Below are 19,639 nucleotides of genomic sequence, written 5' to 3' on the forward strand. Positions count from 1 at the left end.
GTCCTGAGAAGAAAAGAGCCGACGTATGAAGAGCAGCATCCGCAGAAGCAGACGCACCATCACGGCCCTCGCCCTGGGTTCCGTCCTCGCGCTGACCGCCACCGCCTGCGGCGACGACGGCAGCGGCAGCGCGGGCGACAAGGGAGGCGAGGGCTCCGGGAAGGGCACGATCACCTTCTGGGACGACAACGGCGGTGTCCGCACCGACATCTGGAAGCAGATCATCGCCGACTTCGAGAAGAAGTACCCGGACATCAAGGTCGACTACGTCGGTATACCGGCGGCGAGCGCCCAGTCCAAATACGACACCGCGATCCAGGGCGGCGGTCTGCCCGACGTCGGCGGTGTGGGCACCGCGATGCTCGCCGAGGTCGCGGCCCAGAACGCGCTGGAGCCGCTGGACTCCCGGCTGGCGAAGAGCACCCTGAACGGGAAGCTGAGCCAGAATCTCATCGACGTCAGCAAGGCGGCCGGCGGCGGTGACACGCTGTACCAGGTGCCGACCTCCGCGAACAACGGCACGCTGTGGTACCGGACGGACCTGTTCCGGAAGGCGGGCCTGGACGCGCCGACGACCTGGTCGAAGTTCTACGCGGCGGCGGACAAGCTGACGGACAAGGGCAGGAACGCGTTCGGGTTCACGATCCGGGGCGGCAAGGGCTCCATCGCGCCCGCGCTGGACGCGGTGTACGGGCAGAGCGGCATCACCTCCTTCTGGAACGGCGACAGGACCACCGTCAACGACCCCAGGAACGTCACCGCGCTGGAGAAATACGTCGCGCTCTACAAGAAGGACACCCCGTCCGCCGACGTCAACAACGACTTCACGAAGATGGTCGCCCAGTGGGACAGCGGCACGATCGGCATGCTGAGCCACAACCTGGGTTCCTACCAGGACCATGTGAAGGCACTGGGCAAGGACAGGTTCCGGGGCATTCCGAACCCCACGCGGGACGACGGCACCCGGGTGCAGGTGTCCAACCCGGTGGACGGGCTGAGCCTGTTCAGGTCCAGCGAGAACAAGGCCGCCGCCTGGAAGTTCATCGAGTTCGCCGTCTCCGCCCCGGAGAACTCCAGGTTCAACCGGTCGGCGGGGCAGGTGCCGGCGAACACGGACGCCGCGAAGGACGCCTGGGTCCAGTCGGCCGAGCCCACGAAACTCGCCGCTCAGGCGCTGAACGGGGCGGACACGAAGATCGTGCAGTTGCCGTACTACCTGCCCGACTGGAACACGATCTCCAAGTCCGACAACGAGCCCGCCTTCCAGAAGCTGCTGCTGGGGAAGGCGAGCGCGAAGCAGTTCCTGGACACCCTCGCCGACCAGCTGAACAAGGCGCAGGCGGACTGGAAGAAGAACCACTGATGCCCCTGACGCGCAGACGGGTGACGTCCGGCGAATCCCCCGAGACAGGATGGGGAACGGCCCTCCCCTTCTTCCTCCGGAAGGACGTGCCAGTCGCCAACCACGCCGTGAACGGCCGGAGTTCGAAGAGTTTCATCGACGAGGGCCGGCTCGGCGCCGTCCTCTCCGTCATCCGCCCCGGCGATCTCCTGCTCGTCCAGTTCGCGCACAACGACGAGAAGGCCGGCGACCCCACCCGCTACACCGAGCCGTGGACGACGTACCAGGACTGTCTGCGGCTGTACATCGAGGGCGCCCGGGCCCATGGCGCCCGGCCCGTCCTCGCCACCCCGGTCGAGCGCCGCCGGTTCGACGCCGACGGCAACGCCCTGCCCACCCACGGCGACTATCCCGCGGCCATGCGGGCGCTCGCCCGGCAGGAGGGCGTCGCACTGCTCGACATCGAGGCGCTGTCGCTCGCGCTGTGGCAGCGCCTCGGGGTGGAGGAGACGAAGACCTACTTCAACTGGACCGCCACCGAGCAGGACAACACGCACTTCAACCCGCCCGGCGCCATCGCCGTGGCCCGGCTCGTGGCGCAGGAGGTGCTGCGCACCCGGGTACTGGCGCGGCGCGACGTCGTACGGCTGCACGAGGACGTCCCGGTGTCCTGGATCACCTGGCCGCCCGCACCGGAATCCTGACCTCTCGCCTGTCACCTTGCCTGTCACCTTGCCCGTCACCTTGAGGAGACCCGCACAGTGCGTACACAGATGTGTCATGGACGTGTCATAGCAATGCTGGTGGGCTGCACGGCCCTGGTCCTCACCGTCACCGGAACCGCCTCCGCCACCGCCTCCACCGCCACCACCTCCGCCACCGCGCGGCCCGGCCTCCGGGACGGCCTCGACCGGCAGGTGCTGGCCGCGCAGGACGGCTGGGCGGCGTACGGCACGGGGACGACCGGCGGTGCCGCTGCCGACTCCGCGCATGTGTACACCGTCACCACCTGGGACCAGTTCAAGGCGGCCCTGGCCGACGGCGGCAGCGCGCCGAAGATCATCCGCGTACAGGGCACCATCCACGCCGACGAGCCCGGCTGTGCCTCGTTCGCCGTACCCGGCTACGACTTCGCCACCTACCTGAAGACCTACGACCCGGCGGTGTGGGGCCGCATCAGGAACCTGGACAACGAGCCCGCCGACAGCCCCGAGGGCCTGCGCCGCGCCTCCGCGGCCGCCCAGGCCGCGTACGTCGAGGCGAACGTCCCGGCCAACACGACGATCGTCGGCATCGGCGAGGACGCCGGGTTCACGGGCGCCAACCTGATGATCAAGGGCGTGGACAACGTCATCGTGCGCAATCTGCGCTTCGAGAGCGCCCTCGACTGCTTCCCGCAGTGGGACCCGACCGACACCGCCGTCGGCAACTGGAACTCCGAGTACGACGACGTGACCGTCTACGGCGGCACACACGTGTGGATGGACCACAACACCTTCACCGACGGCGCCCACCCCGACAGCTCCCTGCCGTCCTACTACGGGCGGATCTACGAACAGCACGACGGCGAGCTGGACATGGTCAAGGGCTCCGACCTCATCACCGCCTCCTGGAACGTCTTCGAGGACCACGACAAGACGACCCTCATCGGCAACAGCGACGGCGCCGCCACGGCAGCCGTCGACCGCGGCCACCTCAGGGTCACCCTGCACCACAACCTGTACCGGAACGTGCTGGAGCGCGCCCCGCGCGTCCGCTTCGGCAAGGTGGACTCCTACAACAACCACTTCGTCGCGGGCGGCGACGACTACGTGTACAGCTACGGCATCGGCATGGAGTCCCAGATCGTCGCCGAGCACAACGCGTTCACCCTGCCGGACGGCGTCAAGGCCGGCACGATCCTGAAGAAGTGGAAGGAAGCGCCGCTCACCGCCGCCGACAACTACGTCAACGGCGTCCTGACCGACCTGATCGCCGTCCACAACACCCAGGTGCCGGGCGAGATCCTGCAGTCCGGCGCCGGCTGGACACCGACTCTGCGCACGAGGATCGACCCGGCCCGGGCCGTACCCGGCATCGTCGACCACTGCGCGGGCGCCGGGCACCTGAGCTGACCCCTCCCCGTCCCTGGCCGGGACCGAATCCGAGTCCGGATGCGAATCCGAGTCCGAGTCCGCGTCCCGGCCCTTTCTCCTCCGCTCAGAGCCGCATCCCGAAGGAGCACGCCCTCCAGATTCCTGGGCCAGTCCGGAAGGCGTCACCCGTCGGGTGCGGCGGCCGGCGGCGTCGTGGGCATGGGTGGTCGTACGGCCGTTCACGGTCTCCGACAGGACCCTGCCGAGCCGGTCCCGCTCATAGACCAGCTCGGCGTCCGCGTTGGCCGCCCGGCACAGTCTGCCTTCGGGACCGTAGGCGAACGTCGTGACATCACCTGTGTCCGAGCGCTGCTCCACGACCCGCCCGAGCGGGTCCCTCGCGAAGCGCAGCGTCTCCCCGGCGCCGTTGGTGCGGCCGGGTCGGCGGTCTTGATGTCCAGCACCTTGCCAGGGACTTTGCCGTCGCTCATCAGCGAACCCCCGTTCGTGCAAGTGGGTCCGACCCTTGGGGGCAAGGGGTGAGTCACGCAAAGGTCATGCGCGGGCAACGCCCAGGCGGCAGGAAATGTGTATCAATCGGATAACAGCCCTCGCAGACCGAGGTGTTATGCGCGTAGACAGTCTCTGACCTGGTACATCACTCTCATTCACCAGATCCGGAGAATCCATGCGGAAGTCCCACAGAGTCGTCGCCGCCGGTGCTGCCTGCGCACTTGCCGGTGTCGCGCTGTACGGCGCCGGTGCGGCCAGCGCCGGGCAGTCGACGGCGAACTCCACCCACGAGCCCTACAACATGGGGCAGTTGGTGAAGGACATCGACACCTACTACGGCACGACCGCCGACAGCAACGGCGTCTACCAGGCGTCCCCGGACAGCCCGTACGCCAAGGACCTGGCCGACATCGACGCCGCCGCCAAGCGGTACATGGACAGGGCGGCCCGCAAGGCGCACCGGCACGGCGAGAAGCCGGCCGTCGTCTTCGACATCGACGACACCCTGCTGCTCAGCCTCGACTACGAGAAGCGCTACAACTACACGTTCAACCCCACCACGTGGAACGACTACGTGAACCGCGCCGACCGCCCGGCCGTCTTCGGCACCCCGGAGCTGGTGCAGTACGCCGCGTCCAAGGGTGTCGAGGTCTTCTACAACTCCGGCCTGAGCGAGGCCCAGCGCGCCGCCGCCGTCGCCAACCTGAAGAAGGTCGGCTCCGATGTGAACCTCGACGCCGACCACATGTTCCTCAAGGACAAGGCCAACCCGCCGGCCTATCTGAGTGACTGCGCCACCCCGGGCGCCTGGAACTGCACGACCGTGCAGTACAAGTCCGGCACCCGCAAGCACATCGAGGACGACCTCGGATACAAGATCATCGCCGACTTCGGCGACCAGTACTCGGACCTCGACGGCGGCTACACCGGCCGCACGTACAAGATCCCGAACCCGACGTACTTCGTAGGCTGATTCCCAGCCGTACGTCCTGAGCAGCCGCTCGTACCCGGCCCCCGTCACCGGCAGCACCGTGCCGTGGCGGGGGCCGGCCACATCGGACGCCCACGGTCGTTTCTCGTGCGGGCGCGGCAACCTCTTCCGGCCGCGGTGGCGACTGGAGCGCGTCATACCGCCCAGCTGGAGTCCGCGGTCAAGAAAACCGCCGCCGGCACCGTCATCCAGGTCCGCGGCGGCACCTACTACCCCACGGCCACCCCTGCCTTCAAGTCGATGGACGCGACAACGGCGTACGGGGCGCGCGGCTTCGACGGTTCGCTGCCGGCCACGACGTTTCTGACGACCGGGTCGAGCACCATCGGGGCGACCATGGACCGAGCCTATGAGTCACCGCCGGAGCCGGCATGGGCGGCGAAGTCACCGGTCACCGTGTAGGAACGCCCCCCGGCGGCACCGGTGATCGTGTAGCTGTCGCGCTTCGCGTCGCGGCCGCCGCGCTGGTGGTTGTACTGCCCGGCGAACACCCACTGGCCCGCCGGGACGGTACGGCCCTCCTTGAGGGTCCACGTGTAGACGACGAACCCGCCCCTCTCCTCGACCGTCTGCGTGAAATCCCCCTCCGGCAGCGAGCGCCAGGCACCCGTCGAGGAGACCCCGCCGGTCTGCGCGACCCTCAACTCGACCGTGAGGGAGGTCAGTTGCCCGGAGGCCTTCAGCGTCAGATTGCTCTGCGCCCAGTAGTCGTTGCTGTGCGGATCCACCGAACCGTCCGACCACAGCGGGCCGTCCTGCTCGCCGTGGGCGACGGGCGGCCGCCCGGAGGCCTGCGGGGTCCGGGACGGGGTGGCAGCCGGGGTGCGGGAGGGATGCGTGGCGCCCGTGCCGGGGGCCGGGCCGGCGGAGCCGGAGGGCGCCGGCGGTGGTGTCGTCGCGGTGGGCGACGGGCTGGGTGTCGGGGAGACCGCGACCGTCTGCTGGGCGGGCCGGTCGCCGCGGACCGCGGACGCCACCGCGTATCCGCCGACCGCGAGCACCCCGGCGACCGCCGCGGTGGCGCCGGCCACCCGCGCCCAGCCGAGGACCGGCCGACGCTCGGCCCGGCGGTCCGGGCGGGACTGCGCGGCCATGCCGCGTTCCACGCGGGCCAGGATGCGCGCGCGGTCGGGTTCATGGGCCTCGGCCGCCTCGTGCAGCCGGGCGCGCAGCTCGTCGTGCACGTCCTGCCGCCTCATCGGTTCCTTCCTCCGCTCTCGCCGCCCCGGGCCGCCATCGCCACGTGCACCCGCCGCGGATCACCCTGGGGGCCGAGCAGCCGCTGCAGTTCGGCCATGCCCTTGGACGTCTGGCTCTTAACCGTACCCACCGACACCCCGAGGGCCAGCGCGGTGTCCTTCTCCGAGAGGTCGAACGCGTGCCGCAGCACCACGCAGGCCCGTTTGCGGAACGGCAGTCTGCGCAGCGCCTCCTGGACGTCGACCACCCCGGCCACGTCCGGGTTCTCGGTCCTCTCCTCGCGGTGCGACCAGAACAGCGCGATCCGCCGGCGTTCGCGCACCGCGCTGCGGATCCGGGTGCGGGCCAGGTTGGCGACCACACCCCGTGCGTACGCCACCGGATGGTCGGCCGCGCGCACCCGGTCCCAGCGGTGCCACAGGGCCAGCAGCGCGTCCGCCGCCAGGTCGTCGGCGGCGTCCCTCTCACCGGTCAACAGGTGGGCGAGGCGGGCGAGTTCGGCGTGATGCCGTTCGAAGAAGGCATGGAACTCCGCGGCGGCGGCGTCGTCGACGACTGTGCCCACGCGTGACCTCTTCTCGATGCTTTCGTACGGGGTGTCGGACAGCGTATGGCAGTTCGAACCCGATTCCGTAACACCGAGAAAACCTGAATGCTGCTCGGGGTGAAGTGAGGGACGCCGCGCCTTACTTCAGCGCGGCCTGCATCATCGCCTTGGCCACCGGCGCCGCCAGACCGTTGCCGCTGACCTCTGACCGTGCCGCGTCCGACTGCTCGACCATCACCGCGACGGCGACCTCCTTGCCGTTGCTGTCGGACTTGGCGAAGGACGTGAACCAGGCGTACGGCGTCTTGCTGTTGTTCTCGCCGTGCTGGGCGGTGCCGGTCTTGCCGCCGACGGTGGCCCCGTCGATCAGCGCGTTCGTGCCCGTGCCGTCCTTGACCACGGTCTCCATCGCCGACTGCAGCTGCTCGGCGGTGGAGGAGCTGACGATCTCCTTGCTGTCCGCGCTGTCGTCGTAGTTCTGCAGCACATCACCGCCGCTGTCGGTGATCTGCGACACCATGTGCGGCGAGACCAGCTTGCCGCCGTTGGCTATGGCCGCGGAGACCATGGCCATCTGCAGTGGGGTCGCGGTGACGTCGAACTGCCCGATGCCGGACAGCGCGGTCTGCGCCTTGTCCATGCCGGAGGGGTACACGCTGGCGTAGGCCCGCACCGGCACGTCCCGCTTGTCGTCGTTGAAGCCGAACTTCTCGGCCATGGCCTTCACCTTGTCCTGGCCGAGCTGGACGGCCATATGGCCGAAGACGTTGTTGCAGGAGTACCGCAGGGCGGTGCGGATCGAGGCGTTCTTGCAGGGCGCCGACTTGTTCTCGTTGGCCAGCGGGCGCGTGGTGCCCGGCATGATGTACGGGTCGGGACTGTCGGTGGGGTCGTCCACGTTCTTGTACAGCCCGTTCTCCAGCGCGGCGGCCGCCACGACCAGCTTGAACGTGGAGCCCGGCGGCAGCGGCTGGCGCAGCGCGCGGTTGGTGAGCGGCTTGTCCTTGTCCGCGTTGAGCTGCTTCCAGGCGCCCCCGGCCGTGTTGGCGTCCGTGAGCGAGGAAGGGTCGTACGACGGCGTGGACACCGCGGCGAGGATCTTGCCCGTCTTCGGGTCGATCGCCACGGCCGCGCCCTTCGTGTCACCGAGCGCGCGGTAGCCCGCCTTCTGCACGCCCGGGTCGATCGTGGTGAGCACATTGCCCGGACCGGCGCGCTTGCCGGTGAGCGTGTCCATCACGGTCTTCAGCCGGGTGTCCGTGCCGTTGAGCAGGTCCTTGTAGACGCCCTCCAGCTGCGTGGGGGCGTAGGCCTGCGAGGCGTAGCCCGTCACGGCCGCGTAGAGCTTGCCGTCCGTGTACGTCCGCTTGTACGCGAGGTCACCTCCCTTGGTCCTTGCGGAGCCGGTGATCGCGTTCCCGGCCACGATGATGTTCCCCAGCGGCTCCGAGTACGTCCGGATCGCGTTCCGCCGGTTGTCGTTGTCGTCCGCGAGGGCCTTGCCGTCGTAGAACTGCACCCAGGTCGCCCTGACCAGCAGAGCGAGCACGAGCAGCAGCGCGAAGACGGACGCTCGCCTGATCGTCTTGTTCATCCCGCTCCGAAGACGATCGAGAAGGGGGCGAACGTTCCCGTACGCCCCGTTTTCTCATCGGGCGTTCAGGAAGCCGGCCTCGTACGCGGCGATCACCGCCTGGGTGCGGTCCCGGGTGCCGGTCTTGGCCAGCACCGCCGCCACGTGCGACTTCACGGTGGCGGGGCCGACGTCGAGGCGCCGGGCTATCTCGGCGTTGGTGAGGCCCGCGGCCATGTGCCGCAGTACCTCGCTCTCGCGCCCTGTGAGCCTGCTCACCCACGCGGGGGGAGCGGACGCCCGGCGCCCGTGTTCGGCCGCGAGGTCCCGTACGGCCGACGGGAACAGCAGGCTGTCGGTGCGCGCGACCAGCCGTACCGCCTGCACCAGGGTGTCGGCGTCGGTCCGCTTGAGCAGGAATCCGGCGGCGCCGGCGCGCAGGGCGTCGTACACGTAGGAGTCGTTCTCGAAGGTGGTCACGACGACGATCCGGGGCGGCGGCTCCAGGGTGGCGTTGATCTGCTCGGTGGCCCGGATGCCGTCGATCTCCGGCATGCGGACGTCCATGAGCACGACGTCGGGCCGCAGTTCCCGGACCACCGACACGGCCTCGGCGCCGGTCGTCGCCTCACCGGCCACCTCCAGGCCCGGTTCGGCCGAGAGGATGGCGCGCAGGGCGGTGCGGACCATGCGCTCGTCGTCGGCGAGGACGATCCGGATGGCGGGCTGGGTCATGCGGGTCCTTTCAGCAGCGGTGGGGTGCGTGCGCCGGTCGCGGTCGCGGATCCGGTCAGCGGCAGTCGTACGGACAGGCGCCACAGGTCCGCCGAGGGTCCCGCCTCGGCGGTGCCGCCGAGCAGCCGCACCCGGTCGGCGACGCCCCGCAGGCCGTGCCCGCCGCCGGGGCGTGGACCCCGGGCGGTGCCCAGGGGGTTCTCGACGGTGATCTCCAGATGGCCGCCGGTGGTGGCGACGCGGACCGCGACCGGTGTACCGGCGTGCTTCAGGGCGTTGCTCAGGCCCTCCTGCACGATCCGGTACGCCTCCCGGGAGACCAGCGGGGGCAGCGCGGCGAGGTCGGGGCCCACGGCGGCCGTCACGGGCTGTCCGGCGGCCCGGGTGCGGCGCAGCAGCCCGTCCAGGTCGCTCGCGAGGGTCGGGGCGGGTGCGGTGCCCGGCGCGTCCCCGTCCCGCAACACGCCCAGCACGGCGTCGAGTTCGCCGACCGTGCGCCGGGTGGTGTCCTCGATGGCGGCGAGCGCCTCACGGACGAACTCCGGGTCGCTGTCGAGGAGCCGGCGGGCCGCGCTCGCCTGAAGGGTGACGGCGCTCAGCGCGTGGCCGACGGAGTCGTGCAGCTCGCGGGCGAGCCGGTTGCGTACGGCGAGGTCGGCGGCGCGGGCCTCGGCGGCGGCCAGCCGGTCGGCCGGCGTGGGCCCGAGCAGCGCCGGTGCCCAGCGGGCCAGCAGCGCCCCGCAGCCGGCGGTGCACGCGGCGAGCAGAAGCAGCATGGCGAGGCCCGCCGGCGGGGACAGCGCGACCACCCAGGGGCGGTCGAAGCTTTCGGGAAAGCCCGTCCGGGGGTCGCGCAGCCCGGCGAACAGGGGCAGGGCGATCAGCGTCCCCGCGAGCGGCACCACGCCCAGCGTCATGCCCGACAAGATCCCGCCGAACCCCAGATGCAGCGTGTACCAGGCCGCCGTACGCGCCCGCGCGGCCCGGGTGCGGGCCGGGCCGTGGGCCAGGGCGTCCCCGTCGATCCCGCACAGAGCGCGCGCGGCGCCCGACTCCAGCGGCCGGGTCAGCGGGAACAGGGAGGTGAGCGCGGCGATCGGCAACCCGATGGCGAACGCGAGGAGTTGCAGCGGAAGCGAGGTGAAGACATCGGTCACGCCGCTGAGCGGCGTGACGATCACCGAGCCGACGAGGAGGTACGGCATGGAGAGCGCGCCGCCGAGGATCAGATGCACCCAGCGGCGCCGCGCCCGCCTGCCGAGCAGCAGGCCCAACACCCGGGTCATCGCGCGGCCTTGCCGGACCGGTCCGCGAGGAAGCGGCCGGTGCCGGTCACCATGATCAAGCGGACGGTCATCCGCCCAGCGTAGGCGAGCCGTGGGGTCGTCATGCGCCAAGGCTCCCGGCCGAGCGGCGGGTTCGCCTCGTACGGCGCGAGGATCCCGCTCCGCCGCACGGGGGAGGCGCTCAGGCGTCCAGGACGAGCACGACCTCGTCGATCTCCCGTCCCCGCCCGTTCGCGTACCCCCGGGCCCGGGCCGTCACGCGGAAGCCGCACTTGTCCAGCACCCGCAGCGAGGCGGCGTTGTCGGCCGCCGCCCGTGCGTACAGCGGGCGCTCGGGCACCTCGGCGAGCAGGGCCCGCAGGGCCGCCGTGGCGACTCCGCGCCCCCAGTACGCGCGGTCGATCCAGTACGTCACCTCGCGCTCGCCCGGCTCCCCGTAGACCGCGGCGCTGCCCACCACCCGCCCGTCGGCGAGCACCGTGCGCGGCACGTCGCAGGAGGCGCGGATGCGTTTCCACTGGGCGTCGAAGGCGTCCCGGTCGACCGGATCCGGCGGTCCGAACGCGGCCATGCGAAGCGCCTCCGGGTCCGTCATCTGCCGGAAGAACAGCGGCAGATCACTGTCCTGAACGACACGCAGCGCGATCTCCATGAGGCCTGAGCCTACGACGGCACGGGCACCGGGCCCATGACCGCCCGCGCTCAGAGCCTGCGCGTCGCCAGCGTCAGCCGGTCGCGCGCGTCGAACAGCGCGTCCTTGATCATCTGCTCGTGGGCGGGCGTCAGCCGGGCCACCGGCACCGAGCAACTGATCGCGTCCCGGGCCGGGGTGCGGTACGGGATCGCCACGCCGAAGCAGCGCAGGCCCAGCGTGTTCTCCTCGCGGTCGACCGCGAAGCCCTGCTCCCGTACCTGGTGCAGCTCCTCGATGAGCTTCTCCCGGTCGGTGATGGTGTGCTCGGTGAGCGCGGGCAGGGTCTCCGGCAGCAGCTTGCGCACCTGCTCGTCGCCGTACGTGGCGAGGATCGCCTTGCCGAGGGAGGTGGAGTGGGCCGGCAGCCGGCGCCCCACCCGGGTGAAGGGCCGCAGATAGTGCTGGGACTGGCGGGTGGCCAGATAGACGACGTTGGTGCCGTCGAGCCGGGCCAGGTGGATGGTCTCCGTGGTGTCGTCGGAGAGCCGGTCCAGGGTCGGCCTGGCCGCGGTCACCACCTCGTCGCCGTCGATGTACGACGTGCCCACGAGCAGCGCCCGCACCCCGATGCCGTACCGCGTGCCCGTCGCGTCCGTCTCCACCCAGCCCAGCTCCACGAGGGTGCGCAGCAGCATGTACAGGCTGGACTTGGGGTAGCCGACGGCCTCCTGTACGGCCGCGAGGGAGTGCATACCGGGCCGGCCCGCGAAGTACTCCAGCAGTTCAACGGTCCGTACCGCGGACTTGACCTGCGCCCCGCCGCCTGCGTCGCCTGCCGACATCGCCCTTGACCCCTTCGTTCGACGGGAAATAGTCTCCAACAGCATATTCATCATCAGAGACGGCGTTCAGTATATCGAACGATCCTGGTGACTGACCCAGACATACGTGGAGGGACCCGTGGTGGCAGCAGCACCAGTGTGGAGTGTCGACCCGCGCACCGGGAAGCAGCGTGAACAGGTTGCGGTGGAGGCCACGGTCCAGGAGGTGGACGCCGCGGTCGAAGCGGCGTACGCCGCCCGCGGCGCCCTCGCCGACCGCGCCGTGCGCTCCGCCTTCCTGCGCTCGGCCGCCGCGGCCCTCGACGCGGCGAGGGACGGCCTGATCGAGACGGCCGACGCCGAGACCGCCCTCGGCCCCGTCCGGCTGACCGGCGAACTCGCCCGGACCGGCTACCAGTTGCGGGCCTTCGCCGACATCGTCGACGAGGGTGCCTTCCTCGACGTCATCATCAACCACCCCGACGACACCGCGACCCCGCCCATCCCGGACCTGCGCCGCTACAAGGTGCCGCTCGGCGTCGTCGCCGTCTACTCCGCCTCCAACTTCCCCTTCGCCTTCTCCGTCGCGGGCGGCGACACCGCGAGCGCGCTCGCCGCGGGCTGCCCTGTCGTCGTCAAGGCCCACCCCGACCACCCGGCCCTGTCCGAGCTGGTCGCCAAGGTGCTGCGCCGGGCCGCCGCCGAGCACGGCATCCCCGAGGGTGTCATCGGCCTCGTGCACGGCTTCGAGGCGGGCGTCGAGCTGATCCGGCACCCCCGGGTCGCCGCCGCCGGCTTCACCGGTTCGGTACGCGGCGGGCGGGCGCTCTTCGACGCGGCCGCGGCACGCCCGGTGCCGATTCCGTTCCATGGCGAGCTGGGCTCGCTGAACCCGGTCCTGGTGACCGAGGCCGCCGCCGCCGAGCGCGGCGAGACGATCGGCGTCGGGCTCGCCGGGTCCATGACGCTCGGCGTCGGGCAGTTCTGCGTGAAGCCCGGGCTGGTGCTGGTGCCGTCCGGCGCGGCGGGGGACGGGCTGGTCAAGGCCCTGACGGACGCGGTGAGCAGCACCGAGTCCGGGGTGTTGCTCGACCACCGGATGCGGGACAACTTCATCGCGGGCGTGGCCGAGCGCGCGCGGCTGCCCGAGGTGGACTCCCCGGTCACCCCGGGTGCGGGCGGCGCGCACACCGTCAGCGCCGGGTTCCTCACCGTGCCGGCGAGCAGGCTGGCCGAGGAGGCGCCGTACGACCAGCTCCTGGAGGAGTGCTTCGGGCCTGTCACCGTGGTGGCCCGCTACGAGGACGAGGGGGAGGCCGCGGCGGTGCTGTCCCGGCTGCCGGGCAACCTCACGGCGACCGTCCAGCTGTCGGCCGAGGAGGCGGCCGGTGAAGGCCGGGGCCCGGAACTCCTCGCCGAGCTGACGCCGCTCGCCGGGCGTGTGGTCGTGAACGCGTGGCCGACGGGTGTCGCGGTGGCGCCCGCGCAGCACCACGGGGGGCCCTACCCGGCGACGACCTCCACCTCGACGTCCGTGGGCGGTACGGCCATCGAGCGGTGGCTGCGGCCGGTGGCGTACCAGAACGCGCCCGCCGCTCTGCTGCCCCAGGAACTCCGCGACGAGAACGCCCTGGGGCTTCCCCGGCGGTTCAACGGGGTTCTGGAGCGGTAGTGGAACTCCCCGGGATCCCCTTCCCGCTGCGCACCCACGGGCCCGACGGGCACTGGTCCTACGAGGACGGAGTGCTGACCGGGTGGGCCGGGCCACGGCAGGACCGGTTCGTCACACCCACCGGGGAGGCCCTGGACCCCGCCGGTGACGCGCCCCGGCTGCTGGGCGCGCCGGACGGGGACTTCCAGCTGATCGCCCGGGTCACCGTCGGGTTCCGCGCGGCCTTCGACGCGGGCGTGCTGTACGTCCACGTCGGTGACCGGGCCTGGGCCAAGCTGTGCCTGGAGTACTCCCCGGACGTGCCCACCGTCTGCACGGTGGTCACCCGGGGGCACTCCGACGACTGCAACTCCTTCACGGTGGAGGGGAGTTCGGTGTGGCTGCGGATCAGCCGGACCGGGCGGGCCTTCGCCTTCCACGCCTCGCGGGACGGCGATCGGTGGACCTTCGTCCGGCTGTTCACCCTCGGCGACGAGCAGGAGACCGGTGCGGCGCTGGTCGGCTTCATGGCCCAGTCGCCGCTGGGGGAGGGGTGCGTGGTGACCTACGATCGCATCCGGTTCAGGACCGATTGGCCGGCCGACCTGCGAGACGGAAGCTGAGGGGGGCGGCACCGCCGACTCCCTTTGCCGCCCCGGAACCGGGCAGCAGGCGGTCACGTCCTCCGTTGCATGATCAATGAACGCGTGACCGGCGGTCTGATGATCCGCACCGCCCTGCCCGCAGAGACCGAGACCATCGCCGATCTGCACTTCCGCGCCCGTTCGACGTACTACCCGGACGGCGTCCCCCCGTCCGACTTCGACTGGTACGAGGCCTGGCGCGGCTCCATCGCGCGCCCCGACGGCCATGTGCTGTGCGCCGTCGAGCGGGGCCGGATCGCCGGGATCGCCTCCTTCCGTACCCCGGACGGCGCACCCGCGGAAACGGTCAAGCTGTTCCAGTTCCACGTCGACCCCGACCGCTGGCGCTCCGGCATCGGTACGGCCCTGCACGCGGCCTGCGTGGAGGAGTGGCAGGCCGACGGCAAGCGGACGGCCGTGCTCGACGTGCATGTGGACAACCGGCGCGCCCAGGGCTTCTACGCCCGCCAGGGCTGGGTCCCCGACCCGGAGAACCCGCCGGCCGAGGGGGACCACCACCTCTTCCTGCGCTACCGCGTGCCCGGGGAATGAACGCGGCTGTTTGAACGTTCACGTACTGGTCGCGGAGAGAGTCTTCGTGCCCGTAAGACCCGGAGAGAGCCGAAAACATGCGCGTCGAAATTTGGACCGATATCGCGTGCCCCTGGTGCTATGTCGGAAAAGCGCGTTTCGACAAGGCGCTCGCCGCCTTCCCGCACCGCGACGACATCGAGGTGGTGCACCGCTCCTTCGAGCTGGACCCGGGCCGCGCCAAGGGCGACGTCCAGCCGGTGATCACCATGCTCACCAGGAAGTACGGCATGAGCGAGGCGCAGGCCGAGGCCGGCGAGGACAACCTGGGCGCCCAGGCCGCCGCCGAGGGTCTGGACTACCGCACCCGGGGCCGTGACCACGGCAACACCTTCGACATGCACCGCCTGCTGCACTTCGCCAAGGAGCAGGGCCGGCAGGACGCGCTGATCCAGATCCTGTACCGGGCGAACTTCGCCGAGGAGCGGTCCGTGTTCACCGAGGGCGACGAGCGGCTCGTCGAGCTGGCCGTCGAGGCCGGACTGGACGCCGAGGCCGTCCGCGCGGTGCTCGCCGACCCCTCCCGCTACGCCGACGAGGTCCGCGCCGACGAGGCCGAGGCCGCGCAGCTCGGCGCGACCGGTGTGCCGTTCTTCGTCCTCGACCGCAAGTACGGCGTCTCCGGCGCCCAGCCCGCCGAGGTCTTCGCCCGGGCACTGACCGAGGCCTGGGGCGAGCGCGCCCCGCTGACGCTGGTCGAGCAGGGTGACGCCTGCGGACCCGACGGGTGCGCGGTGCCGCAGCAGGGCTGAAACCGCAGGCCGGGGCGGTCGTATAAGCGTTCCTAAGACCAACCACGTAAAAATTCGCAATGGACGGGTAGTTCCCTGGGACGCAGAGTGGTCCCATGGACACCACGGAGACGTTCGACAGCCTCGTCCGCGCCGAGTTCACCCCGAGGACCAGCTACTTCAACACCGCGAGCAACGGCCTGCTGCCCGCGCGCGCCGTCGCCGCCCTGCACGAGGCGGCGCTGATGCGGGCCGAGGGCCGCCCACTGCTCCCGCTCCACGAGAACGTGGAGATCTGCCGGGAGCTGTACGCCCGGCTCGCCGGCGTCCCGGCCGGCCGGGTCGCGGCGGGCGCCTCGGTCGCCGCGCACACCGGCGTCATCGCCCTCTCGCTGCCCGCGGGCGCCGAAGTCCTCACCGCCGAGGACGACTTCACCTCCGTACTGAACCCGTTCCACGTCCGCGGCGACCTCAAGGTGCGCACCGTCCCGCTGGAGCGGCTCGCCGAGTCCGTCCGCCCGGGCACCGCGCTCGTGGCGGTCAGCGCCACCCAGTCCGCCGACGGGCGGCTCGCCGACCTGCCCGCCCTGCGCGAGGCCGCCCGCGCACACGGCGCCCGCACCTATGTCGACTTCTCCCAGGCCGTCGGCTGGCTCCCGATCGACGCCGCACAGTACGACTTCACCGCCACCGTCTCCTTCAAGTGGCTGCTCGGCCCGCACGGCGCCGCCTTCCTCACCGTCCCCGAGGACTTCGGCGGGCTCACCCCGCTGCTCGCGGGCTGGGTCGCGGGCGAGGCGCCGTGGGACAGCTGCTACGGCCCGGTGGCCGAACTCGCCCACTCCGCACGGCGGTTCGACCTCACCCACGCCCTGTTCACCTACGCCGGACTGCGCAGCTCCCTCGAACTGCTCCAGGAGATCGGGGTGTCCGCCCTGCGCGGCCACGCCGTGCGCCTCGCCGACCGGTTCCGGGCCGGCCTCGCCACCCTCGGCCACGAGCCGGTGCCGGCCCCCGGCTCGGCCATCGTCTCCGTCCCCGGACTCGGCGTCCGCCAGCCGGAGTTGAGCCGGGCAGGCATCGAGGCCTCGGACCGCGCGGGGAACCTCCGTGCCGCCTTCCACCTGTACAACACCGAAGCGGACGTGGACCACCTGCTGAACGCCCTGGCCGGCTGACCCCGCTCAGGCCCGCGGAGCGTCTCGCTCGCACAGGCTGGCCTCGACCCGGCCGAGCAGGGTGAGCAGCTGCTCGCGCTCGGCCGGGGCCAGCCCGGCGAGGCTCTCCTCCTCCAGCACGCTCCACACCCGCCCCACCTCGGCCAGCAGCCGGGCGCCGGATTCCGTCGCCTCCACCAGCACCGCACGCCGGTCCACCGGGTCAGGCAGCCGTCGTACATGCCCGGCCTGCTCCAGCCGCTGCAGCATCTTCGTCACCGTGGACGGGTCCAGGCCGAGCATCCGGATCAGGTCCGACTGCCGGGCCGGCCCGCTCTCGCCCAGCGACATCATCACCAGCTCCTGGCCCGGATAGAGCCCCAGCTCGCGCAGCAGCCCGGCGGCGGCGGTCCGGTGCAGCCGCGCCACCCGGCTCAGCGCATGGCTGACCGGACCGCCCTGGGCGGCGGCGGGCAGCGTGCAGCCGTGCCCGGCCGTGCCCGCCGCGGTGGGTTCCCTGGTGGCGTCCATCGCTGCTCCCGCACCTTCCCGACTGCGCGTCGACACCTCTTCCGACTGCGCATCGACCGTCACAGCAGCCTACTCAGGGGAATTTACTTGGTCGGCCAATGATTGCAGTACAGTGACTTCGGCATTGTTACTTGGCCGACCAACAAAAGGACCCGGGAGCCCCCATGACCACCGCCTTCGACCCGATCGACCTGCCCGGCCTCCGCCTGGCGAACCGCATCGCCATGGCCCCGATGACCCGCAGCCGCGCCGCGGAGGGCGGCCTGCCCACCGACCTCACCGCCGAGTACTACACGCAGCGCGCCTCGGCCGGTCTGATCGTCACCGAGGGCATCCAGCCCTCGGCGGTGGGCCAGGGCTACCCCGACACCCCGGGCCTGCACACGCCCGAGCAGATCGCCGCCTGGCGCACGGTGACCGACGCCGTGCACGGCGCCGGCGGACGGATCTTCGCCCAGCTCATGCACACCGGCCGGATCGGCCACCCCGCCCTGCTGCCGGACGGCCTGGTCAATGTCGGCCCGTCGGCGGTGGCGGCGCCCGGCCAGGTCTACACCCACGAGGGCCCCAAGGACTTCGTCACGCCCCGCGAACTGACGGCCGAGGAGGTCCGCGCCACCGTCGCCGACTTCGCGGCCGCCGCCCGCGGCGCCATCGAGGCCGGCTTCGACGGGGTCGAACTCCACGGCGCCAACGGCTACTTGATCCACCAGTTCCTCGCCCCCGGCAGCAACCGGCGCACCGACGAGTGGGGCGGTTCCGTGCCCGGCCGCATCCGGTTCGCGCTGGAGGCCGTCACGGCCGTCGCCGAGGCCATCGGCGCCGAGCGCACCGCCCTGCGGCTGTCCCCGGGCAACCCGTTCAACGGCATCGAGGAGCCGGAGCCGGAGCCGACGTACACCGCGCTGGTCGACGCGCTGGAGCCGCTGGGCCTGGCCTATCTGCATGTGATGGAGGTCCCGGGCGGCCGGGAGCTGACCGCGGCGCTGCGCAAGCGGTTCGGCGGGGTGTTCGTGCTCAACCCGGCGACCGAGGGCCCGACCGGCCCGGACGCGCTGACGCTGATCGACGACGGCACGGCCGATGTCATCGCCTACGGGCAGCTCTTCCTCGCCAACCCCGACCTGCCGGCCCGGCTGAGCGCGGGCGGCCCGTTCAACCCGGCGAACCCGGCGACCTTCTACGGCGGCGGCCTTGAGGGATACACCGACTATCCCGCACTGTGACACACGCCGGGTGACACACCGTCCGACACACATCAGGGGCCTCCACCACGTCGGTGGAGGCCCCTGCGGCGCGTCGGGGTTCAGCGCACGGGAGTGAAGTCCCGCGCGCCGATGAACTCGGGCCGCCGCACCGGCGCCGCGAACGGCTCCACGGCCGCGTTGTCCACGCTGTTGAACACGATGAAGACGTTGCTGCGCGGGAACGGCGTAATGTTGTCGCCGGAGCCGTGCATGCAGTTGCAGTCGAACCAGGTCGCCGAGCCGGCCTTGCCGGTGAACAGCCGGATGCCGTGCTCACTCGCCAGCGCGGTCAGCGCCTCGTCGGACGGCGTGCCCGCGTCCTGCATCTGCAGCGACTTCTTGTAGTTGTCCTTCGGCGTGGCACCGGCGCAGGCCAGGAACGTCCGGTGCGAACCCGGCATGATCATCAGGCCGCCGTTGGTGTCGTGGTTCTCGGTCAGGGCGATCGAGACGGACACCGTGCGCATGTTCGGCAGGCCGTCCTCGGCGTGCCAGGTCTCGAAGTCCGAGTGCCAGTAGAAGCCGCTCGCGCCGAAGCCGGGCTTGACGTTGATCCGGGACTGGTGGACGTACACGTCCGAGCCGAGGATCTGCCGGGCACGGCCGACCACCCGCTCATCGCGCACCAGGTTCGCGAACACCTCGCTGATCCGGTGCACTTCGAAGACCGAGCGGATCTCCTTCGACTTCGGCTCCACGATGGAGCGCCCGTCGGCGCGGATCGCCGGGTCGGTGACCAGCCGGTCCAGCTCACGCCGGTAGACCTCGACCTCGGCCGGGGTGATCAGCTGGTCGACGGCCAGGAAGCCGTCACGCTCGTACGCCTGCAGATCGGCCGACGGGATCGGGCCCGGCGTGTCCGGGGAGCCCCAGACGACCGGGTCCTGACGCGGGACAGTCACCTCGGTGGTGCCGCGGGTCGGGTAGAGATCCTTCACGGGGGCAGTGGTCATGGCTTCTCACACCTCCTCGGGCTCGGTGAGCAGCGGGTAGACGCCGTTCTCGTCGTGGTCCTCCCGTCCGGTCACGGGCGGGTTGAACACGCAGATGCAGTGGAAGTCCTCCTTGACGCGCAGCGTGTGCCGCTCGTGCCCGTCGAGGAGGTACATGGTGCCGGGCGTGATGGTGTACGTCTCCCCGGTCTCACGGTCGGTCAGTTCGGCCTCGCCCCGGGTGCAGACGACGGCCTCGATGTGGTGGGCGTACCACATCGACGTCTCGGTCCCGGCGTAGAGGACGGTCTCGTGCAGGGAGAAGCCGACCCGCTCCTTGGCCAGCACGATCCGCTTGCTCTCCCAGGTGCCGGACTCCGCCTTGACGTGCCGGTCGGTGCCTTCGATGTCCTTGAACGATCGGACGATCACGTGGTG

20 protein-coding genes and 2 pseudogenes are annotated in these 19,639 nt (G+C 71.1%); 11 read left to right on the top strand and 11 right to left on the bottom strand.

Translation table 11 applies throughout. The features are described from left to right. Window positions 1-25: 25 nt before the first annotated feature. The 3 genes from AB0L75_RS12820 to AB0L75_RS12830 all read left to right on the top strand — a co-directional run bounded on the left by AB0L75_RS12820 (window position 26) and on the right by AB0L75_RS12830 (window position 3,456). Entirely contained in the window at window positions 26-1,363 is a 1,338-nt protein-coding gene (locus AB0L75_RS12820) for a sugar ABC transporter substrate-binding protein (RefSeq protein ID WP_365179511.1), read from the top strand. Continuing rightward, window positions 1,363-2,046: a rhamnogalacturonan acetylesterase gene (locus AB0L75_RS12825; protein WP_365179514.1), complete on the top strand. Its 684-nt coding sequence runs from the start codon at window positions 1,363-1,365 to the stop codon at window positions 2,044-2,046. Before AB0L75_RS12820 ends, AB0L75_RS12825 begins: the two co-directional genes overlap by 1 nt. A gap of 93 nt (window positions 2,047-2,139) precedes the next feature. Next, window positions 2,140-3,456 carry a pectate lyase gene (locus AB0L75_RS12830; protein ID WP_365179517.1) on the top strand — a complete coding sequence of 439 codons (1,317 nt, stop codon included), beginning with the start codon at window positions 2,140-2,142 and terminating at the stop codon, window positions 3,454-3,456. 144 nt (window positions 3,457-3,600) lie between these two features. On the opposite strand, the pseudogene AB0L75_RS12835 reads toward AB0L75_RS12830, so the two are convergent. Further along, window positions 3,601-3,795: pseudogene (locus tag AB0L75_RS12835) on the bottom strand (hypothetical protein); the annotation flags it as partial. 310 nt (window positions 3,796-4,105) lie between these two features. On the opposite strand from AB0L75_RS12835, the gene AB0L75_RS12840 reads away from it, so the two are divergent. Both AB0L75_RS12840 and AB0L75_RS12845 read left to right on the top strand, forming a co-directional pair. Beyond that, window positions 4,106-4,903, top strand: a complete 798-nt coding sequence (locus AB0L75_RS12840) for an HAD family acid phosphatase (protein WP_365179520.1) — start codon at window positions 4,106-4,108, stop codon at window positions 4,901-4,903. Between the two features lie 237 nt (window positions 4,904-5,140). Then, window positions 5,141-5,263 (top strand): annotated as a pseudogene (locus AB0L75_RS12845) (pectate lyase); the annotation flags it as partial. 5 nt (window positions 5,264-5,268) lie between these two features. Here AB0L75_RS12845 and AB0L75_RS12850 read toward each other — a convergent pair. The 7 genes from AB0L75_RS12850 to AB0L75_RS12880 all read right to left on the bottom strand — a co-directional run bounded on the left by AB0L75_RS12850 (window position 5,269) and on the right by AB0L75_RS12880 (window position 11,738). Continuing rightward, window positions 5,269-6,120, bottom strand: coding sequence for a hypothetical protein (locus AB0L75_RS12850; protein ID WP_365179523.1), 852 nt, complete (start codon window positions 6,118-6,120; stop codon window positions 5,269-5,271). Continuing rightward, the gene (locus tag AB0L75_RS12855; protein ID WP_365179526.1) at window positions 6,117-6,686 is read right to left on the bottom strand and encodes a SigE family RNA polymerase sigma factor; all 570 of its coding nucleotides are present in this window, start codon (window positions 6,684-6,686) and stop codon (window positions 6,117-6,119) included. Before AB0L75_RS12855 ends, AB0L75_RS12850 begins: the two co-directional genes overlap by 4 nt. A 121-nt stretch (window positions 6,687-6,807) precedes the next feature. Then, entirely contained in the window at window positions 6,808-8,262 is a 1,455-nt protein-coding gene (locus AB0L75_RS12860) for a penicillin-binding transpeptidase domain-containing protein (protein ID WP_365179529.1), read from the bottom strand. Window positions 8,263-8,316: 54 nt separating this feature from the next. Continuing rightward, entirely contained in the window at window positions 8,317-8,976 is a 660-nt protein-coding gene (locus AB0L75_RS12865; RefSeq protein ID WP_365179532.1) for a response regulator transcription factor, read from the bottom strand. Then, the gene (locus AB0L75_RS12870) at window positions 8,973-10,262 is read right to left on the bottom strand and encodes a histidine kinase (protein WP_365179535.1); all 1,290 of its coding nucleotides are present in this window, start codon (window positions 10,260-10,262) and stop codon (window positions 8,973-8,975) included. The genes AB0L75_RS12865 and AB0L75_RS12870 overlap by 4 nt, the downstream gene beginning before the upstream one ends. 181 nt (window positions 10,263-10,443) lie before the next feature. Beyond that, complete coding sequence (locus AB0L75_RS12875; RefSeq protein ID WP_365179538.1) at window positions 10,444-10,914, bottom strand: GNAT family N-acetyltransferase; 471 nt, start codon at window positions 10,912-10,914, stop codon at window positions 10,444-10,446. A gap of 50 nt (window positions 10,915-10,964) precedes the next feature. Continuing rightward, window positions 10,965-11,738, bottom strand: a complete 774-nt coding sequence (locus tag AB0L75_RS12880) for an IclR family transcriptional regulator (RefSeq protein ID WP_365179541.1) — start codon at window positions 11,736-11,738, stop codon at window positions 10,965-10,967. A 121-nt stretch (window positions 11,739-11,859) separates the two neighbouring features. On the opposite strand from AB0L75_RS12880, the gene AB0L75_RS12885 reads away from it, so the two are divergent. From AB0L75_RS12885 to AB0L75_RS12905, 5 genes are all read left to right on the top strand, one after another. Further along, complete coding sequence (locus tag AB0L75_RS12885) at window positions 11,860-13,389, top strand: aldehyde dehydrogenase (NADP(+)) (RefSeq protein WP_365179544.1); 1,530 nt, start codon at window positions 11,860-11,862, stop codon at window positions 13,387-13,389. Next, window positions 13,389-13,991, top strand: a complete 603-nt coding sequence (locus AB0L75_RS12890; protein ID WP_365179547.1) for a DUF1349 domain-containing protein — start codon at window positions 13,389-13,391, stop codon at window positions 13,989-13,991. Before AB0L75_RS12885 ends, AB0L75_RS12890 begins: the two co-directional genes overlap by 1 nt. A 69-nt stretch (window positions 13,992-14,060) precedes the next feature. Beyond that, window positions 14,061-14,564 carry a GNAT family N-acetyltransferase gene (locus AB0L75_RS12895; RefSeq protein ID WP_365179550.1) on the top strand — a complete coding sequence of 168 codons (504 nt, stop codon included), beginning with the start codon at window positions 14,061-14,063 and terminating at the stop codon, window positions 14,562-14,564. A 77-nt stretch (window positions 14,565-14,641) separates the two neighbouring features. Beyond that, window positions 14,642-15,355, top strand: coding sequence for a DsbA family oxidoreductase (locus AB0L75_RS12900; protein WP_365179553.1), 714 nt, complete (start codon window positions 14,642-14,644; stop codon window positions 15,353-15,355). A 95-nt stretch (window positions 15,356-15,450) separates the two neighbouring features. After that, window positions 15,451-16,512 carry an aminotransferase class V-fold PLP-dependent enzyme gene (locus tag AB0L75_RS12905; RefSeq protein WP_365179556.1) on the top strand — a complete coding sequence of 354 codons (1,062 nt, stop codon included), beginning with the start codon at window positions 15,451-15,453 and terminating at the stop codon, window positions 16,510-16,512. A 6-nt stretch (window positions 16,513-16,518) separates the two neighbouring features. On the opposite strand, the gene AB0L75_RS12910 is transcribed toward AB0L75_RS12905, so the two are convergent. Then, on the bottom strand, window positions 16,519-17,022 hold the full coding sequence (locus AB0L75_RS12910) for a MarR family transcriptional regulator (RefSeq protein WP_365179559.1): 504 nt from the start codon (window positions 17,020-17,022) through the stop codon (window positions 16,519-16,521). A 164-nt stretch (window positions 17,023-17,186) separates the two neighbouring features. Between AB0L75_RS12910 and AB0L75_RS12915 the strand changes: the two genes are divergently transcribed. Beyond that, window positions 17,187-18,248, top strand: coding sequence for an alkene reductase (locus tag AB0L75_RS12915; protein WP_365179562.1), 1,062 nt, complete (start codon window positions 17,187-17,189; stop codon window positions 18,246-18,248). An 80-nt stretch (window positions 18,249-18,328) separates the two neighbouring features. Here AB0L75_RS12915 and thpD read toward each other — a convergent pair whose 3' ends face one another. Further along, on the bottom strand, window positions 18,329-19,222 hold the full coding sequence (gene thpD, locus AB0L75_RS12920; RefSeq protein WP_365179565.1) for an ectoine hydroxylase: 894 nt from the start codon (window positions 19,220-19,222) through the stop codon (window positions 18,329-18,331). A 6-nt stretch (window positions 19,223-19,228) separates the two neighbouring features. Beyond that, the gene (locus AB0L75_RS12925; protein ID WP_365179568.1) at window positions 19,229-19,633 is read right to left on the bottom strand and encodes an ectoine synthase; all 405 of its coding nucleotides are present in this window, start codon (window positions 19,631-19,633) and stop codon (window positions 19,229-19,231) included. Between the last annotated feature and the right edge of the window lie 6 nt (window positions 19,634-19,639).

The sequence above is a fragment of the Streptomyces sp. NPDC052101 genome, assembly GCF_040680235.1.
GTDB lineage: Bacteria > Actinomycetota > Actinomycetes > Streptomycetales > Streptomycetaceae > Streptomyces.

Excerpts from the sequence above, each read along its gene's own strand:
- AB0L75_RS12850 (WP_365179523.1), bottom strand. The coding sequence starts at position 6,120 with ATGAGGCGGCAGGACGTGCACGACGAGCTGCGCGCCCGGCTGCACGAG.
- thpD (WP_365179565.1), bottom strand. The coding sequence starts at position 19,222 with ATGACCACTGCCCCCGTGAAGGATCTCTACCCGACCCGCGGCACCACC.
- AB0L75_RS12865 (WP_365179532.1), bottom strand. The coding sequence starts at position 8,976 with ATGACCCAGCCCGCCATCCGGATCGTCCTCGCCGACGACGAGCGCATG.
- AB0L75_RS12900 (WP_365179553.1), top strand. The coding sequence starts at position 14,642 with ATGCGCGTCGAAATTTGGACCGATATCGCGTGCCCCTGGTGCTATGTC.
- AB0L75_RS12825 (WP_365179514.1), top strand. The coding sequence starts at position 1,363 with ATGCCCCTGACGCGCAGACGGGTGACGTCCGGCGAATCCCCCGAGACA.
- AB0L75_RS12910 (WP_365179559.1), bottom strand. The coding sequence starts at position 17,022 with ATGGACGCCACCAGGGAACCCACCGCGGCGGGCACGGCCGGGCACGGC.
- AB0L75_RS12830 (WP_365179517.1), top strand. The coding sequence starts at position 2,140 with ATGCTGGTGGGCTGCACGGCCCTGGTCCTCACCGTCACCGGAACCGCC.
- AB0L75_RS12870 (WP_365179535.1), bottom strand. The coding sequence starts at position 10,262 with ATGACCCGGGTGTTGGGCCTGCTGCTCGGCAGGCGGGCGCGGCGCCGC.
- AB0L75_RS12820 (WP_365179511.1), top strand. The coding sequence starts at position 26 with ATGAAGAGCAGCATCCGCAGAAGCAGACGCACCATCACGGCCCTCGCC.
- AB0L75_RS12905 (WP_365179556.1), top strand. The coding sequence starts at position 15,451 with ATGGACACCACGGAGACGTTCGACAGCCTCGTCCGCGCCGAGTTCACC.
- AB0L75_RS12840 (WP_365179520.1), top strand. The coding sequence starts at position 4,106 with ATGCGGAAGTCCCACAGAGTCGTCGCCGCCGGTGCTGCCTGCGCACTT.
- AB0L75_RS12895 (WP_365179550.1), top strand. The coding sequence starts at position 14,061 with ATGATCAATGAACGCGTGACCGGCGGTCTGATGATCCGCACCGCCCTG.
- AB0L75_RS12915 (WP_365179562.1), top strand. The coding sequence starts at position 17,187 with ATGACCACCGCCTTCGACCCGATCGACCTGCCCGGCCTCCGCCTGGCG.
- AB0L75_RS12860 (WP_365179529.1), bottom strand. The coding sequence starts at position 8,262 with ATGAACAAGACGATCAGGCGAGCGTCCGTCTTCGCGCTGCTGCTCGTG.
- AB0L75_RS12880 (WP_365179541.1), bottom strand. The coding sequence starts at position 11,738 with ATGTCGGCAGGCGACGCAGGCGGCGGGGCGCAGGTCAAGTCCGCGGTA.
- AB0L75_RS12875 (WP_365179538.1), bottom strand. The coding sequence starts at position 10,914 with ATGGAGATCGCGCTGCGTGTCGTTCAGGACAGTGATCTGCCGCTGTTC.